Genomic DNA, 16,751 nt, shown 5'->3' with positions numbered 1-16,751 from the left:
TCCCCGTGTTATTTAGCGTATTAATTAAAATACGCTTTTTTTACCTATTTAAAATCAACACTACACTGCTTTTTCAAAAAGACCTCTAATTGTTGGCTAAACAATTTAAAGTCACGAATGCGCCCTGTTGTTTTACGCCACAATACACCAATATCGCGATAGGCATCACCTTGCGATGGCGTAGCTAGCATGTTTTTGTTTTCTAAAATACCTGCATTAATCGCCATTTGCGGCAAAAACGTCACGCCAAGTTTATACTCAACCATACTCAATAAAGTATGTAAGCTAGCCGCCTCAAAGGGATTTATACAGCTAGAGCGATTTAAATGGCACGCACTGAGCGCATGCCCTGTCATACAATGCTCTCGCTCAAGTAAAAATACACTGGCTTCTGGTAATAAATTAAAGTCTTCAATGCCTTTGGCTGGCGTGTAATCTTTATGGTGCACTAAACTAAAGTGATCTTGTGCTAATACTTGTGTATGAAATTTATCAGTTTCGTAAGGCAGCGCTAATAATGCTAAATCAATTTGCCCATGCTCTAACTTATCAAGCAACTTATCGCTGGTGTCTTCAATTAATACCAACTCTAAATCTACAAATACTTGCTGACAAAAGTGATACAAAGGCGCTGCAATAAAGCTTGCAATAGTAGGAATAACACCTACCGTTAATGTGCCACTAAGCGGTGTTAAAAAGCTTTTAGTTAACTCTTTTAAACTAATAGTATCGTTGATTATTTTTCTTGAACGCTCAACCACCTCTTCACCAATAGTGGTAAACATTAGGCTGCGATTTTCTCGCTCTATAAGCTGACATCCTAAAGTCTCCTCTAGGTTTTGAATCGCAGTACTGAGCGTTGACTGACCAATAAAGCAGGCACTTGCTGCTCGGCCAAAATGTTGATGTTGATGTACAGCTAATAAATACTGCAGCTGTTTAATACTAGGGAGATTGGTCATTTTTCTTTCCACAAATAAAAAGACCCCAACACCAAGGGCATTGAGATCTTTTCAAGCTAAAAGTCTTTTAAGTACTTTTTATTAAACCCCAAAAGCGGTTCTTAGTACGTAGAAAATAACAATAGCAAGGGCAGCACCAACTGGCAATGTAATTACCCAAGAAACTACAATATTTCTTATTACACCCATATTTAGTGCGGCAATACCACGTGCCATACCTACACCCAACACAGCGCCTACTAGGGTTTGTGTGGTTGAGATAGGTAAGCCTGTGCCCGATGCTATAACAACGGTAGAGGCAGCGGCTAATTCAGCAGCAAAACCACGGCTTGGTGTTAAATGAGTAATACCTTCACCAATGGTTTTAATTACTTTTTTGCCTAAAATAGCAAGACCGGCAACAATACCAAAACCACCTAGTGGTAATATCCACCAAGCAATAGCCGCTTTCTTAGCAATTTCACCGTTGTTTTCAACAATGTTTACAACTGCTGCTAGAGGTCCAATTGCATTAGCAACGTCGTTAGAACCATGGGCAAATGCCATACAACAAGCGGTTAGTACCATAAGTACCGCAAATACTTTTTCTACATTGTTAAACTGCATTTCTCTATCCGCTTTAGGATCGATATTTAAACGAGAAATAGCAATTTTACCGATAACAGCAACCAGTACCGCTATACCAATAGAAATAGCAAAACCTTCAACAGTACCTAAATTAATACCAATGTGCTTTAAGCCTTTCTTAATGGTCACTAGTGCCATAATAAAGCCAGCTAAACCCATGTATATTGGGACAAAGCGCTTTGCATTTTTAAGTGGAGCGTCGGTATCAAAAATCAGCTTTTGCGCACTCATAAATATTAAGTAAGCTATGAAACCTGATATCGCCGGCGTTACAATCCAGCTACCTACAATACCAGCAACTTTACCCCATTGAATAGCCTCGGTGCCCACAGCAACAAGAGCAAAACCAATGATCGCGCCAATGATTGAATGAGTAGTTGATACCGGCCAGCCTAAAAACGAGGCCATTAATAACCAACTGCCCGCGGCAAATAAAGAGGCGATCATACCTAGAACCATCAGTTCAGGAATGTCGGCAAATGGGGCAGCATCAATAATTCCTTTACGAATTGTTGATGTTACTTCACCACCGGCTAAATAAGCACCTGCGAATTCAAAAATCATCGCGATAAAAATCGCTTGTTTAATAGTAAGTGCTTTTGAACCTACTGATGTACCCATCGCGTTGGCAACGTCGTTTGCGCCAATACCATAAGCCATAAAAAAGCCGACTGCTGCGGCAATTAAAATTAATACCGTGCCGTAAGATGCAATGATATCCATTGTGTAACCTTAATCTTTCGTGTTTGAACTGATTTTAAATTAACGAGCTAACATCAGCTCAAGACGTGATCCTACGCGCTCTGCAATATCTGCAAGCTCACCGACCCATTCAATGATTTTGTATAAAAACATCACATCAACTGGATTTAGCTCACTTTCTACTTTACGTAGCTGGCGGCGTATTCTAATTTGCATTTCATCCGTGTCTTGTTCTATGGCATCCAATTCTACGAGCATTTTTTCAACCAGAGTTACTTCCCTGCCTTTAAAGCCCGTTTCTAACAATTCTTCTAATTCATTGATCGCTTTAGATGCTTGTTTAGTTGCATCGACACAACGAGTGACATATGCCAAAAAGTCTTCTTGGATCTCTTTTGGTATGATCATTTCACGACCAATTACACGCCCAGCAATATCTTTTGCTTTGTTAGCAATTTTGTCTTGTTGGGTTACTAATTCGAGCAGATCTGTACGCTCTACTGGCATAAATAGCCCGCCAGGTAGTTGTAAACGTATAGTTCTTTTCATTTCATCAGCTTCACGTTCTAAATTACGAATGGTTAAACGTAGCTCTTCTGCTTGTTGCCACTCTTCTTTAAAAACATGATTAAAAAAAGGTATCAAACTTTCGCTAGCTTGATGAGCCTTCCTGATGTGTTCTTCTATTGGTTTTATAGGGGATTTAGCAAAAACACCTAAAAAATTTGTTGGCATAACTGACCCTTTAATCAATTCAATATGCTGTTCAGCCTGAATTTTACAGCATTAAGCTAGATTGTGAACGCTTTTTCTCATTCAATTATTTACAAAAAATAAAAAAGGCAGTGTATTACTGCCTTTGATATTTTTTGGTTATTCGTATCACTACAGTGATTTTTCAATATCTTCTTGAGATGTATGACGAATATCTTTGCCGTTTACAAAATAAATGACATATTCAGCGATGTTTTGACAACGATCGCCGATACGCTCTAATGAGCGAACAGACCATACTAAATCCATAATTTTTGGAATTGAGCGCGGATCTTCCATCATGTAGGTCATTATTTGACGAGTAATTGCTTCATACTCTCTATCTACTTTAGCATCCTCTTTATGCACTTCAAATGCGCGTTGCACATCCATACGTGCAAATGCATCTAAAACGTCATGCAACATTTTAGATACTTGGCGACCCATATTTTCAATGTTTACTAATAAATCTTGTTGATCCTTAGTAAATGAGTCTAGTGCAACTTTAGCAATTCGCTTAGCTTCATCGCCAATTCTTTCTAAATCAGCAATGGTTTTTGCTATTGCAATTACTAAACGCAAATCACTGGCTGCAGGTTGGCGCTTTGCAATAATACGGGTGCAATCTTCATCAATACTGACTTCCATTGCATTAACTTTATAGTCGTTTTCACGTACTTTTTGTGCTAATACCGCATCGTTTTGGCTTACGGCATCAAGCGCACTATTAAGTTGTTGCTCAACTAATCCACCCATACTTAGTACATGGTTACGAACATCTTCTAGCTCTTGATTAAAACGACCAGAAATATGTTTATTAATGTTGTGTTCCATAATGACCTTCTTTAATAATTCATTGCTTTCGCGTTTTAACCCGACTAGCCGTAACGACCAGTAATATAATCTTCTGTTTTTTTCTTCGTAGGCGTCGTAAATAAAGTATTAGTATCTGAATACTCAATCAGCTCACCCATATACATAAACGCTGTTTGATCAGAAACACGAGCCGCTTGTTGCATGTTGTGAGTAACAATAACCACGGTAAACTTATTCTTTAAATCATTAATTAGCTCTTCGATTACTAAGGTTGAAATCGGGTCGAGTGCTGATGTTGGTTCATCAAGTAGTAATACCTCAGGCTCTATCGCAATAGAGCGGGCTATAACTAAACGTTGCTGCTGACCACCCGATAAACCAAATGCGCTATCGTGCAGTCGGTCTTTTACTTCATCCCAAAGAGCCGCACCACGTAGCGATTGCTCTACCACTTCATCTAGCTTACGCTTTTCTTTAATGCCTTGCAGGCGAAGGCCGTAAACCACATTCTCATAAATTGATTTTGGAAATGGGTTTGGACGCTGAAACACCATGCCGACATTACGACGAAGGGCTGCAACATCAACGCTTTTATCGTAAATATTCTGTCCATGCAGCATGATTTCGCCTTCAATACGACAAATATCAACCAAGTCGTTCATGCGGTTAATACAACGTAATAAGGTTGATTTACCACAACCTGACGGGCCGATAAATGCTGTTACTTGGCCTTTAGGAATATTCATATTTACTTTACTCAGTGCTTGTTTATCACCGTAGTAAAGGTCGAGATCTTTAATTTCTAGCGCTTTTTGTTCGTCTGTTAAATTATTTAAATCTAACTTCAAGCTTGGCTTTGCTTGGTTTACTTTTGGAGCGACTGTAATCATGTTTGTTACCTATACTAAATTAATGCTCAAGCGATCTGAATTTTTCACGTAAATGGTTACGTATACCAATGGCTGTGATGTTAAGGGTAATAATAACCGACACTAACAAAAAGGCCGTTGCATATACCAGCGGACGCGCCGCTTCAACGTTCGGACTTTGAAAGCCAACATCGTAAATATGAAAACCTAAGTGCATGAACTTTCTGTCTAAATGTATATATGGGAAGTTACCATCAAGCGGTAACGTTGGCGCCATTTTTACCACACCCACCAGCATAAGCGGTGCAACTTCACCCGCAGCACGAGCAACCGCTAAAATTAATCCCGTCATAATTGCAGGGCTGGCCATAGGAATAATGATTCGCCATAGCGTTTCTACCTTAGTCGCACCCAGTGCTAATGAACCATCGCGTACTGTACTAGGAATACGAGATAAACCTTCTTCGGTTGACACTATTACCACAGGCAACGTTAATATAGCCAAGGTAAGTGCCGACCACATCACGCCAGGAGTACCAAATACAGGGGTAGGCGATGACTCAGGATAAAATAATTGGTCAACACTACCACCAACCATATAAACAAAGAAACCTAAGCCAAATACGCCGTATACAATAGACGGAACACCCGCCAAATTAATAACCGCAATACGGATCATTTTAGTAATTGCGTTTTTAGCCGCATACTCATGTAAGTAAATAGCAGCAACCACGCCAAATGGCGTTACAATCACAGCCATTAACATCACCATAAATACCGTACCAAAAATAGCAGGAAATACGCCACCTTCGGTATTGGCTTCACGTGGGTCATCTGAAACAAACTTACCTAACTGCACAAAGTAATGACCTAGTTTAGCAAAAAAGCCCATGTCGTTTGGAAACCATACGTCCAACACTTGATATAGCGGGATTGTAACAACCTCACCACGCATATCTTTTACGGTTACTTGGTCACGTTTAGCTTGTTTACGCAGTGCAAATAGCTCTTTTTCTAATTCGCCATATTTCGTACGTAAATCAGCACGCGCTTGAGCAAGTTCAGCAACACGCTCGTCGGTTAGCTCATTATCAAGCAAATAGGCTTTTTCCTGTAAACGTAAACGCTCTAGCTCATAGTTAATATGCCCTATGTCGCCATTTTGCAAATCAAGCGCTTCGTCGTTTAAGTCAACCGCACGCTCTACAAGGTCATGTAAGGTTTCAACTTTATCAGCTGTTACCGTTTCGCCATCTTTAATGACGCTCTCTACATACCCATAAAAGTTACCGTTTTTACTACGCTCAAACACCGCGAGCGCTTTGGGCGCTGAACTTTGTTTAATATCGGTTTCGAGTATCCAGCGAAAATCTAAATCAACATACTCACGGTTACCTGTTTTAATCAGTAAACGCTCAACCTCGTCTTTTTCAAATTTAGAAACATCAATACCCGTTGCCGCTAAGCGCGACTTAGGTACTAATTCACGGTCATAAATTTCACCAATAACGGTTTGCTTAGCAATTGAACCTTCAAGCTCATACTGCATAACTTGAGATGGCCAAAAAAAGCTTAGTCCCTTCCATGCAATCATGGCGAGTAAACCAATTACTGAAATTAAACTGATGCTGACAGCACCACCGGTCATCCAAATCCAAGGAGAACCAGACCTAAACCACTGCTTTACCATGTCGTGTTTCTCCACTTACATTGAGCTGTATTTTTCACGCAGCTGCTGACGAACAAACTCAGCAACGGTGTTGAAAATAAAGGTGAATATGAATAATACAAAGGCGGCTAAGAATAGAATTCGGTAATGCGAACTCCCTACTTCCGACTCAGGCATTTCGACGGCGATATTAGCGGCTAAGGTACGCATGCCTTGGAAAATACTCCAATCCATAATTGGGGTATTACCGGTAGCCATAAGTACAATCATAGTCTCGCCTACGGCACGACCTAAACCCATCATTACCGCAGAAAAAATACCTGGGCTGGCGGTTAATAACACCACACGAATTAGGGTTTGCCACTGCGTAGCACCTAATGCTAACGAGCCATTTGATAAATGTTTAGGCACACTAAATACCGCATCTTCGGCAATTGAGAAAATAGTGGGAATAACCGCAAAGCCCATCGCGATACCCACTACTAATGAATTACGCTGATCGAAGGTCATGCCTAATTCATTAGTTAGGTATTGACGCACATTGCCATCAAACATCCATAACTCAATACTTTCGCTCATCGCAAACGACAACCAACCAATAAATAACACCACTGGTATTAATAAAATTGAATGTGAGCCTTCAGGGATTTTATGGCGAATAACCGCAGGTAATTTATTCCAGCCTAAAGCGGTTGCTAAAATACCCAATGGCAGTAACACCAGTAAACCAACAATAGCCGGCAAGTGCTCTTCAATTAAAGGCGCTAACCACAAGCCAGCTAAAAAGCCGAGTATTACCGTAGGCAGAGCTTCCATTATTTCAACCGTTGGCTTTACCACACGGCGCAATTCGCTCGACATAAAATAAGCAGTATAAATAGCGGCTGAAATAGCAATAGGTACAGCAAATAACATTGCGTACATAGCAGCTTTTAAAGTACCAAATGAAATTGGCACTAGTGAAAACTTCGATTCAAAATCATCACTGGCAGAAGTGGATTGCCAAATATAACCCGGCTCAGGATAGCCTTCGTACCACACCTCTTGCCAAAGCGCTGACCACGTTACTTCTGGATGCTCGTTATGAATTTCTAAAACCGTCAGCTTGTTATCAGCTAAAATTAGCGCCGCATTTGAACGCGGAGCAATAGCAAACTGTTCAATTTCACCATCACTGACTTTACCTTGCCATAACTTTGCTTCACTGGTGGTGTAATAAAGCCCTAATTCACCATTTTGACCCGTTGTAAAAAAGGTACGACGATAAAATTCAGTAAAAATATTCAGCTTGCTTTGTTTGGTAGTTTCAAACGAACGGATTTTTTGAAATTCACGCCCTGAGTCTGTATTGATTTCAAACCACTGGGATATTTCACCGTTATCATTGGCCAACATCAGTGAGTTTGCACCAGCCAATAGTTGTGATGACACTATATTCGCGTTTTCTTCATTGGCAGATAATAATTGAATTTGCTCAACTTCACTTGGATAGCGGGTATCGAATACATAAATTTGATTGGCAGAACGAACAAAGGTGCGGGTGGTATCTGGCGACATTAATAGCTCATCTACGCGACCATCAACGTTAAGCTCGGTGCGTTCCACTTGCCATTCAACTTCACCGGTAAACATATTTTCTTCGGCTACAAAGCTACTAAATACCACACGTTTATCGGCAGTAAGTGCCACAACGGCTGTTTTGTCTTCATAATGGCTAAAGGCAAAACGCTTAATAGCTGTACCTTGCTCATCAACTTCGAGTGCCATTTCACCCAGAGGATAACCTAAACGCGGAGTTAGCTTACGCTCATTATTAGGGAAGGTGACTAAAAACTTAGGCGCGACAATAGTTACGGTGCCATTTTCTAAACCATACGCATAATGCCCTTGAAAAGGAGCACTGTTTGCAAAACTGGTTACCCGCGCGGATAAAGTGGCATTAAGTGTTTTTAGTTTTTTACCAAACTGTGCTTTATCAACACTGTAGAAGTTAACTTGGCCTTGATCATCAAGTAAATATGCAACCTCAGTTTGCTCCTCGACACCAAGCCCTACTATTTGCTCAGCATTAGCAACATTAAAGCTAGCGCGCTTTTCAACTTTGGCTGACTCGAAAATGGGCTGCACTACATAAAGAAGGTAAAAGAAGATCAATAGCAGCGCTATTAATACCATTATACCGCCTGCGGTTATGCCAAACTTAGCAAACCGGTCTTTAAATAGACGGCTTCGATCCGTATTAAAAGTCGGTTTATTCGGATTTGAAGTCATCAAAACACCCTTATATCTTAACGTTGGGCGCATTATATTTCATCAAAGTGACAGTAATGTTACAGTCGTAATAATTCTTTACTTATAGAGAGTCTGTTCATCTTTGCAGATTAAATTTACATCTTTTTGAGCAGGTTTTAGGCAAAATTACAACTTAAAATAATACTAAAGAATTATTTATTTTAGTGGTTATATTTATTTTTGCGTTATTAATGAACTAAATCAATTATTAATTGGACAAACTATTTATCCAAGACAATACTCAATGGGCATCTAATATAACAATAATAAAGTAACCTCCTAAGATGTAACAATCCTTTTGTGGTTAGCTTTTACATACATTTAGAATCAAATACATTAGATCGCATCACTTAATGCCTATGCATTTATTTTTTCATTTGGGCTTAAAAAGAGAACTATTATGAAGCAGTTGGTAATAACTATTTTAGGGGAAGATCGCCCCGGTTTAGTAGAAAGTATTTCATCGGTTATATTAGAAAACCATGGCAATTGGTTAAGCAGTAATTTGAGTCACTTACTCGGGCACTTTGCAGGCATTATACAGGTTGAAGTGGCTGAAGAGCATTTACAGACATTTCAAAATGCGCTCAATGGGCTTCCTAAGTTAGATGTTCGCATTGAAAAGGGCAACACTGAAATTGAGCCTGTAGAGCTTGAGCAACTTAATTTTGTGATCACCGGTAACGATCGCCCTGGTATAGTGCAAGAGCTAGCAAGTGTTATTCGCCATAAAGGCGCGAACATTACAAACTTAAACTCTAGGCAGCAAAGTGCGCCAAACTGGGGAGTGCCTATATTTAGTGCTGTTGCCACCGTGAGCCTGCCCAACGGATTGAATAAAGAAGAAGTTATTAATGCACTTGAGTCAATTACAAGTGACTTAGTAGTGGATGTAGAGCAAAGCTAAATCAGCCCTACTAGTATGAACACGAAAAAGGCGCTAATTATAGCGCCTTTTTTATGCATAACACCCAGTGCTACATATCTACATGACGGTTAATACTTTGCATCATCTGCTTCAGACCTTGCTCTTCGAGCTGTAAGATCTCCCCTAGCTTTTCTTGAGCCTCTGGTGACTGCGCTTTATCTGCCAAATAACTATATGCATTTAATACTTTTTGATGCTGCTGAGATAAATACTCTTGAATCGCTAATTCATCTAGCTCGTTACTGCGATCTAAATCAGTAAAGCTAATGATTTCTGAGTGCTCTGAAAAATATTCATAACAATATGTATCTAAAGTATTTATTTCAGTAATTGCTTTAAATCCGATTAAATCCTCAGCAAGTTTTTTTTCATACTCAACACAATAATCAATTAACTGTTTGTTATGCTCTCCAAGTAAATCCCTTACGCTAAAAAAATTAGCCGCCATTTGTGTATGAAACTGAACGGTCCAATCGAACACTTCTTGAATTGTTTTAACTTGCATGTGCGTTCCTTACTTTTTAAAACTATTGATTAAATAGATGCGTGAATCATGCCAATAAGAAATTCAACAAAATCAGTAGATAAAGAAAAGATTGCCTAACTTGTACTGATATTTTCAGTACAAGTTACATAATCAGTGTAAATATTATAGGTTGCGCTTTCGCCACAATAAATACACAGCAGGCAATACCAGCAATGTTAAAACAATGGCGCTAAACATACCGCCGACCATAGGAGCCGCTATACGGCTCATTACTTCACTGCCCGTGCCTGTACCATAAAGCACCGGTAATAAGCCAATAACTATGGTTGCCACTGTCATCATTACCGGACGTACTCGTAGACCCGCACCTTCTAGTATCGCCTGTTTAAGCTGCTCTATACTCAAGCTTTTACCAATTTTAGAAGCAGCCTCTATCTGCGCTTTATAGGCTTGATTTAAATACACCAACATTATAACGCCTATTTCTACGGCCACCCCAGCAAGGGCAATAAAGCCGACTCCTACAGCAACAGAGAAATTAAAGCCTTCTAAGTACATTAGCCAAATGCCACCTATCATCGCCAGTGGTAAAGTCGCCATAATAATAAATACCTCGGTGAAACTTCTAAAGTTAAGGTAAAGCAATACTACAATAATGGCTAAGGTAAGCGGTAACACATAACTCAGTTTGGCTTTGGCACGCTCCATGTATTCGTATTGCCCTGCCCAAGTTATAGAGTATCCAGCAGGTAAAATTAGCTGCTCGTTTAGCAACTGCTGAGCATTTACTACATAACTACCAATATCGGTATCTTTAATATCAATAAAGCTCCAACCATTTAAACGGGCATTTTCACTTTTTATCCCAGGAGGGCCATCACTAATAAATACATCCGCCACATCAGCAAGTGCGATACGTTGACCCGTTGGAGTAACAATAGGTAAAAGCATCAGTTCTTCAGGGGAGTCACGGTACGCTTGCGGATAACGAAGATTTACAGGGTAGCGCTCTTGACCCTCAACCGTTTCAGTCACGTTCATGCCACCAATTGCGGTTGCGACTACTTGTTGCACATCAGCAATATTTAAACTGTAGCGCGCTGCTTTTTCACGGTTAATATCTACCTTAATATAACGTCCACCCGCTACACGCTCTGAGTAAACAGACGCCGTACCGGGAAGATCTTTAAGTAACACCTCTATTTGTTGACCTATTTTTTGAATTTCATTCAAATTAGGGCCCGCGACTTTTATACCCACAGGGGTTTTAATCCCTGTAGCCAGCATATCTATCCGCGTTTTAATTGGCATTACCCAAGCGTTCGTCAGCCCAGGAAACTTAACTAAAGCATCCAGCTCTTGTTTGAGCTTTTCAGTGGTCATGCCTTCGCGCCACTGATCCTTAGGCTTAAACTGTATAAAGGTTTCAATCATGGTCAGCGGTGCCGGATCGGTTGCCGTTTCCGCTCGTCCAATTTTACCAAATACGGTTTTCACCTCGGGCACAGTGGCAATCAATTTATCGGTTTGCTGCAATAGCTCGCGCGCCTTACCTATTGAAATTCCTGGATAAGTAGTCGGCATATACATTAGATCCCCCTCATCAAGAGGTGGAATAAATTCACTGCCTATTTTATTTACCGGATAAAAGCCCATTAAAGTAATAACTAGCGCAATCAGCAAGGTACTTTTCGGAAATTTTAATACTAGATTTAACAGCGGCTTATAACTATTTACCAGTAAACGGTTAACTGGATTTTTATTTTCAGAGATCACCTTACCACGAATGAAATAACCCATCAGTACGGGTACTAAGGTAATTGCTAATCCAGCAGAAGCTGCCATTGCATAGGTTTTTGTATACGCTAATGGCGCAAACATTCGTCCTTCCTGAGCTTCTAAAATAAATACCGGCATAAAACTCACTGTAATTATTAATAAGCTCAAAAATAACGCAGGCCCAACTTCACTGGCAGAATCAATCACCACTTGCCAACGGTTTTCATCTGTTAGTGGCTGTTTCTCCATGTGCTTGTGCATATTTTCAATCATCACAATCGCACCATCGGTCATAGCACCAATCGCTATAGCAATCCCGCCTAATGACATGATATTGGCGTTAATACCCTGCCAGTACATAATAATAAAAGCGGTGAGTATGCCTAACGGTAAGGTAATAATAGCCACCAACGATGAGCGTACATGGAATAAAAACACCACACACACTAAAGCCACTACAATAAGCTCTTCCATCAATTTAGAAGTGAGGTTATCAACTGCGTCTTTTATTAAATGAGAGCGGTCGTACACAGGTACAATTTCAACCCCCTCTGGTAGCCCTTTTTTAAGTGACTCTAATTTAGCTTTAACGAGCTCTATGGTTTTTTGCGCGTTTTCACCAAAGCGCATAACCACTACGCCACCTGCCACCTCGCCTTCGCCATTAAGCTCGGCAACACCGCGGCGCATTTGCGGACCTAAACGCACATTAGCAACATCACGTAACTGTAGCGCAGTACCGTTAGCGTTTATACCTAAAGGAATGGCTTCTAAATCAGCAACACTTTTTACGTAGCCAGTACTGGTTACCATGTATTCAGCTTCTGCCATCTCAACTACCGATGCACCCATTTCTTGATTACCTTGCTTAATGGCAGTTTGAATAAGGCTTAGCGGAATACCATAAGCACGAAGCTTATCGGGCTGAACGTTTACTTGGTATTGTTTAACCATGCCGCCTACCGATGCCACTTCGGACACACCAGGTACAGTTTGCAGTTCAAATTTTAAAAACCAATCTTGTAAACTGCGTAATTGGCTGATGCCATGCTTACCGGTGGTATCAGTGAGTGCATATAAATACACCCAGCCAACGCCGGTGGCATCGGGGCCAAGCTCTGCAATTGCCGTACTAGGTAAGCGCGCTGATACTTGACTTAGATATTCCTGAACACGACTTCTCGCCCAGTATAAATCAGTGTCTTCGTCAAAAATAACGTACACGTAGGAGTCACCAAAAAACGAAAAACCGCGTACTGTTTGCGCCCCAGGTACCGATAGCATTGCCGTGGTTATAGGAAATGTAACCTGATCTTGCACTACTTGCGGCGCTTGCCCAGGATAAGAGGTTTTAACAATAACCTGTACATCTGATAAATCGGGTAAGGCATCTACAGGCGTATTTTTTACAGCATACAAGCCACCACCAATCAGTATTGCGGTTAGTAACAAAACAAAAAAACGGTTAACAACAGACCAGCGAATAATTGCAGTAATCATAACCACTCCTAGTGATGCTGACTGTGCGTAGCATGCACAGGCGTTATTGTATGAATCACAAATTCACCTTGCTCAATGCTAAAGGTAAAAGTAACTTCATCGTTAGGCTTGAGCATCTCAGTCATTACATTTTTTGCTAGTATAAAGTCCATTGTTGCAGGTCCTCGGCCCCACTTTTCAATTGCCTCACGGCTGATATTCACAATACGATTATTAGCATCAATACTATTAATTACTCCATTCACAGTTGCCGTATTTGGGTTGGCATCACTCATTTGCATACTGTTATGCGAAACTGCTTGCATACGTTTAAAGTCAGAGTTTTTACTCGACTCTGAATCAATTAAAAACTGTGCTGAAGTAACCACTTCATCGCCTGCCATAACACCTGATAAAATTTCGGTATTAGCCGCATCACTTCGCCCTAAAGTTACCTCGACCGATTTAAAACGACCTTCCCCAAGTGCAACTACAACACGGTTTTGGCTACCAGTGCGAATAACAGCTTCTTTAGGTACGATTAACTGTTTTTCAGCTACTTGACTATGAATACTGACTTGAGCAAACATATTAGGCTTTAACTGATGGCCTTGGTTATCAAAGCGCAAACGTACTCTTAAAGTACGATTTTTAGCATCTAAGGTAGGGTAAATATAATCCACTTGCCCTTGCCAGCGTTGGCCACTTAAATAATCGAGTGTCATGGTTACAGGCAAACCAACACGAATAAGTTCTGCTTGGCGCTCAAATACCTCAGCCTCAACCCATACTTCATCAAGCTGAGCAATACTCATCATTGAGGTATCAGGTTTAACATAAAATCCTTCACGAATATTAAGCTCATCAACAACACCACCTTGGCGGGCATAAAACGTTATGTTTTGCAGTACTTGCTGACCTTTTTGCAGACGTGAAATAAAGCCATCAGACACATTGAGTGATTTTAAACGGGCTTTAGCGGCACGAATTAGCACCGGATTATTGCGCTTTAACGCTAACACAAATTCTTCTTGTGCATTCACTAGCTGTGGTGAATATAAGGTATAAAGTGGCTCATCTTGTTTAACCTGATCGCCCGCGGCTTTAACGTATAAGGTTTCGACCCATCCCTCTACTCGCGGATGAATATGAATTAGCTGGTCTTGGTTGTATTGCACATAACCTACCGTGTTAACTTCATTTTTAAGTGCAGCAAACGCAACAGGCGCGGTACGCACACCTAAATTATTAATCACAGTGGGTGAAATTTTAATACTGCCTGGCCCTTCATTGGCGCCACTGTCTGGCTCTTCGTAAACAGGCACTAAATCCATGCCCATGGGCGATAAACCAGGTTCGTCACGGCGATAATTACTATCCATAGGAGCCACCCAATAAAGCGGCTCTTTTTTGCTACTGGCTTTACTGTCAGTTGGCATAGAGTGCTCACTAGGTAAGCTTAATAAAACCCCCGCAGTTAATGCCGCACTGCATATAGCCACCAGTGATAATTTTAAATTAGTATTCATAGGTCGACTCCTGCAGTGGTGTGTTTTTTAAGCTGATATCATCAGCACTGGCATAATAATTTAACCTTGCAATAATAATCTTTTGATCAACATGAATATTTAGTGCGTCTATCTTGGCATTTAATTGACTAATACGCGCTTGCATTACATCTGAGAAGTTACCATCATCGCGGGTATAGGCATTCAGGGTCGCTTGAGCCTGCTCGGCCATTTGCGGTAGCAGCTTGGTTTGATAAAGCTCGGCGCGCTGATGAAGCCTTGCTAACTGGCTAACTTCCTTAAAATACATTCCTTGTAGCTTTTTAAGGGCAATTAATTTTTGTGTTTTAGCCTCTTCGCTATCAGCAATGGCAGCATTTACAAGTTGATCTTGGCGGTTATCGGTAAACAGCGGCAAATCAATGCTTATACCCACAGAGAAAAGGTCTGCTCGCGAGCCGCCCATTGGCATATCATCGCGGTAACCGTACCCCATATTAACGCCAATTTGAGGTTTATAGCCTTGCTCAGCCACACTTATTTGAGTTTGCTTTGCCACTATTGCATTATCCATTGCCATAATTGCAGGGTGCTTTAATAGCATGGCCATCAGTTGTTGATACTCTAACTCGGTGTAGTTTTTTAATGCTGTAAGCTCTGAAAAGTCATCACTGACAGGCAGGCTAAGCATATCGATAGGCAACCATTGTGTTAGCCGCTTTTTAGCTCCTTGTAGCTGTTGCTCCAGTTGCATTAATTTATCTTCAAGGAGGGTTAACTCTAATTGCGCTCGAATAATATCTTGTTGGCGTGTTTTACCCACCGAGCTTACATAGCTTGATTCTGTAATATCAATGAGCTGAGTAAACAAGGCTTTATCTTGCTCAATTAGTGCAATGCTTCGCTGCGCTCTATAAGCATTAAACCATGACTCAGTAACTATGGTTTTTACTTGCGCGAGTCTATCTTTGCGCAGCCAAGGCTCTGCTGCAGCTGACTGAGAAAGAGCCTTTTGTTGAAGTGCTAGGCTATCGCCTCGACTCAGTGATTGGCTAATTCCCACTTTAAATTGGGTCATATTTTCTTGATCAAAAGCAAAACCATTAGTTGGTAGGTTCATTAACCCTAATGTAAGCACTGGATCAGGTAAGGTTCCTGCGGCAATACTTTTTGCTTCAATTGATGATTGTTTTTGCTTACTGGCTTTAAGCCAAGGCTCATGGTTTAAGGCATAGTTTATTGCCTCATTTAAACCTAGTTCAGCACTGTGTACAGAGACACTAATACTCAACAAGCTACTTATACACAAGGATTTTAATACTGCGAAGTGATTCATCACTTGCTCCACTTAAATTTAAAAATAACGAATGAAAACGATTAAATTTATAAGCAGATAGATGACAAAAAGCTAAATAACTAGATTTTAAATACACCTACCCTGCGATTATGCAGGCATAGGAGGACGGTAAAGAGAACGTGCAAAGTTAACTTGATGCTGTATTACAGCATGTTGCACTTTTTCAGAGGGTAATTTGGAGGCTATAAATAGTGAGTTTACATGCAAGGCTGAATGCGAACTACAAGCACTCATCGGGCAACTGCAATCTTGGGTTAACATGCTTTGCTCACTACAGCAATCCATAGACAGGGTTGTTGTATCAGCGTCGTCACTCATAGCCATCTCACTATGCTGCATCGATGCATGGGTTGCCATGTTCGTATGCGGCATATCACATACCATAGATACAGACGCAACGGCTTGACCCACAAAGGTGAGTAACAAAGTTAGCGTGAGTAAAATACAGTAAATACGTCGCAATGAATTAACCTAAAAATAAATAGACGTTTAAAGTTTATGGGAACTGTGTTTAAAACTCAAT

At 40.6% G+C, this 16,751-nt stretch carries 13 protein-coding genes; 1 reads left to right on the top strand and 12 read right to left on the bottom strand.

What is annotated here, in order from left to right; translation table 11 throughout:
* Positions 1–44: 44 nt before the first annotated feature.
* The 7 genes from ACZ5WS_RS05350 to ACZ5WS_RS05320 form a co-directional block, all read right to left on the bottom strand.
* Entirely contained in the window at positions 45–962 is a 918-nt protein-coding gene (locus tag ACZ5WS_RS05350) for a hydrogen peroxide-inducible genes activator (RefSeq protein ID WP_138606595.1), read from the bottom strand.
* Between the two features lie 81 nt (positions 963–1,043).
* Complete coding sequence (locus ACZ5WS_RS05345; RefSeq protein ID WP_138606597.1) at positions 1,044–2,312, bottom strand: inorganic phosphate transporter; 1,269 nt, start codon at positions 2,310–2,312, stop codon at positions 1,044–1,046.
* 39 nt (positions 2,313–2,351) lie between these two features.
* The gene (locus ACZ5WS_RS05340) at positions 2,352–3,026 is read right to left on the bottom strand and encodes a TIGR00153 family protein (protein ID WP_008114817.1); all 675 of its coding nucleotides are present in this window, start codon (positions 3,024–3,026) and stop codon (positions 2,352–2,354) included.
* A 150-nt stretch (positions 3,027–3,176) separates the two neighbouring features.
* On the bottom strand, positions 3,177–3,878 hold the full coding sequence (phoU, locus tag ACZ5WS_RS05335; protein WP_010391735.1) for a phosphate signaling complex protein PhoU: 702 nt from the start codon (positions 3,876–3,878) through the stop codon (positions 3,177–3,179).
* Positions 3,879–3,922: 44 nt separating this feature from the next.
* Positions 3,923–4,750, bottom strand: a complete 828-nt coding sequence (gene pstB / locus ACZ5WS_RS05330; protein WP_008114812.1) for a phosphate ABC transporter ATP-binding protein PstB — start codon at positions 4,748–4,750, stop codon at positions 3,923–3,925.
* A gap of 19 nt (positions 4,751–4,769) precedes the next feature.
* On the bottom strand, positions 4,770–6,419 hold the full coding sequence (pstA, locus tag ACZ5WS_RS05325) for a phosphate ABC transporter permease PstA (protein WP_290168596.1): 1,650 nt from the start codon (positions 6,417–6,419) through the stop codon (positions 4,770–4,772).
* Positions 6,420–6,434: 15 nt separating this feature from the next.
* Positions 6,435–8,669, bottom strand: a complete 2,235-nt coding sequence (locus ACZ5WS_RS05320) for an ABC transporter permease subunit (RefSeq protein ID WP_138606601.1) — start codon at positions 8,667–8,669, stop codon at positions 6,435–6,437.
* Between the two features lie 421 nt (positions 8,670–9,090).
* On the opposite strand from ACZ5WS_RS05320, the gene ACZ5WS_RS05315 reads away from it, so the two are divergent.
* Complete coding sequence (locus ACZ5WS_RS05315) at positions 9,091–9,597, top strand: glycine cleavage system transcriptional repressor (RefSeq protein WP_010391731.1); 507 nt, start codon at positions 9,091–9,093, stop codon at positions 9,595–9,597.
* Between the two features lie 70 nt (positions 9,598–9,667).
* Here ACZ5WS_RS05315 and ACZ5WS_RS05310 read toward each other — a convergent pair whose 3' ends face one another.
* The 5 genes from ACZ5WS_RS05310 to ACZ5WS_RS05290 form a co-directional block, all read right to left on the bottom strand.
* Complete coding sequence (locus ACZ5WS_RS05310; RefSeq protein ID WP_138606602.1) at positions 9,668–10,123, bottom strand: hypothetical protein; 456 nt, start codon at positions 10,121–10,123, stop codon at positions 9,668–9,670.
* 144 nt (positions 10,124–10,267) lie between these two features.
* A complete protein-coding gene (locus ACZ5WS_RS05305; RefSeq protein ID WP_464711008.1) occupies positions 10,268–13,384 on the bottom strand; it encodes an efflux RND transporter permease subunit in 3,117 nt (1,038 codons plus the stop codon).
* An 8-nt stretch (positions 13,385–13,392) separates the two neighbouring features.
* Complete coding sequence (locus ACZ5WS_RS05300) at positions 13,393–14,892, bottom strand: efflux RND transporter periplasmic adaptor subunit (RefSeq protein WP_464711006.1); 1,500 nt, start codon at positions 14,890–14,892, stop codon at positions 13,393–13,395.
* Positions 14,882–16,207 (bottom strand): TolC family protein, encoded by a 1,326-nt coding sequence (locus ACZ5WS_RS05295; protein ID WP_464711004.1) that lies wholly within the window; start codon positions 16,205–16,207, stop codon positions 14,882–14,884. Before ACZ5WS_RS05295 ends, ACZ5WS_RS05300 begins: the two co-directional genes overlap by 11 nt.
* 108 nt (positions 16,208–16,315) lie before the next feature.
* On the bottom strand, positions 16,316–16,690 hold the full coding sequence (locus ACZ5WS_RS05290) for a hypothetical protein (protein WP_464711003.1): 375 nt from the start codon (positions 16,688–16,690) through the stop codon (positions 16,316–16,318).
* Positions 16,691–16,751: the final 61 nt, after the last annotated feature.

This window comes from Pseudoalteromonas sp. 11L1, from assembly GCF_055397545.1.
This window is presented reverse-complemented; position numbering and strand designations above follow the sequence as displayed.

Coding starts and splice junctions, on each gene's coding strand:
- ACZ5WS_RS05350 (WP_138606595.1), bottom strand. CDS start 962: ATGACCAATCTCCCTAGTATTAAACAGCTGCAGTATTTATTAGCTGTA.
- ACZ5WS_RS05305 (WP_464711008.1), bottom strand. CDS start 13,384: ATGATTACTGCAATTATTCGCTGGTCTGTTGTTAACCGTTTTTTTGTT.
- ACZ5WS_RS05300 (WP_464711006.1), bottom strand. CDS start 14,892: ATGAATACTAATTTAAAATTATCACTGGTGGCTATATGCAGTGCGGCA.
- pstB (WP_008114812.1), bottom strand. CDS start 4,750: ATGATTACAGTCGCTCCAAAAGTAAACCAAGCAAAGCCAAGCTTGAAG.
- ACZ5WS_RS05315 (WP_010391731.1), top strand. CDS start 9,091: ATGAAGCAGTTGGTAATAACTATTTTAGGGGAAGATCGCCCCGGTTTA.
- pstA (WP_290168596.1), bottom strand. CDS start 6,419: ATGGTAAAGCAGTGGTTTAGGTCTGGTTCTCCTTGGATTTGGATGACC.
- phoU (WP_010391735.1), bottom strand. CDS start 3,878: ATGGAACACAACATTAATAAACATATTTCTGGTCGTTTTAATCAAGAG.
- ACZ5WS_RS05320 (WP_138606601.1), bottom strand. CDS start 8,669: ATGACTTCAAATCCGAATAAACCGACTTTTAATACGGATCGAAGCCGT.
- ACZ5WS_RS05295 (WP_464711004.1), bottom strand. CDS start 16,207: ATGAATCACTTCGCAGTATTAAAATCCTTGTGTATAAGTAGCTTGTTG.
- ACZ5WS_RS05340 (WP_008114817.1), bottom strand. CDS start 3,026: ATGCCAACAAATTTTTTAGGTGTTTTTGCTAAATCCCCTATAAAACCA.
- ACZ5WS_RS05345 (WP_138606597.1), bottom strand. CDS start 2,312: ATGGATATCATTGCATCTTACGGCACGGTATTAATTTTAATTGCCGCA.
- ACZ5WS_RS05310 (WP_138606602.1), bottom strand. CDS start 10,123: ATGCAAGTTAAAACAATTCAAGAAGTGTTCGATTGGACCGTTCAGTTT.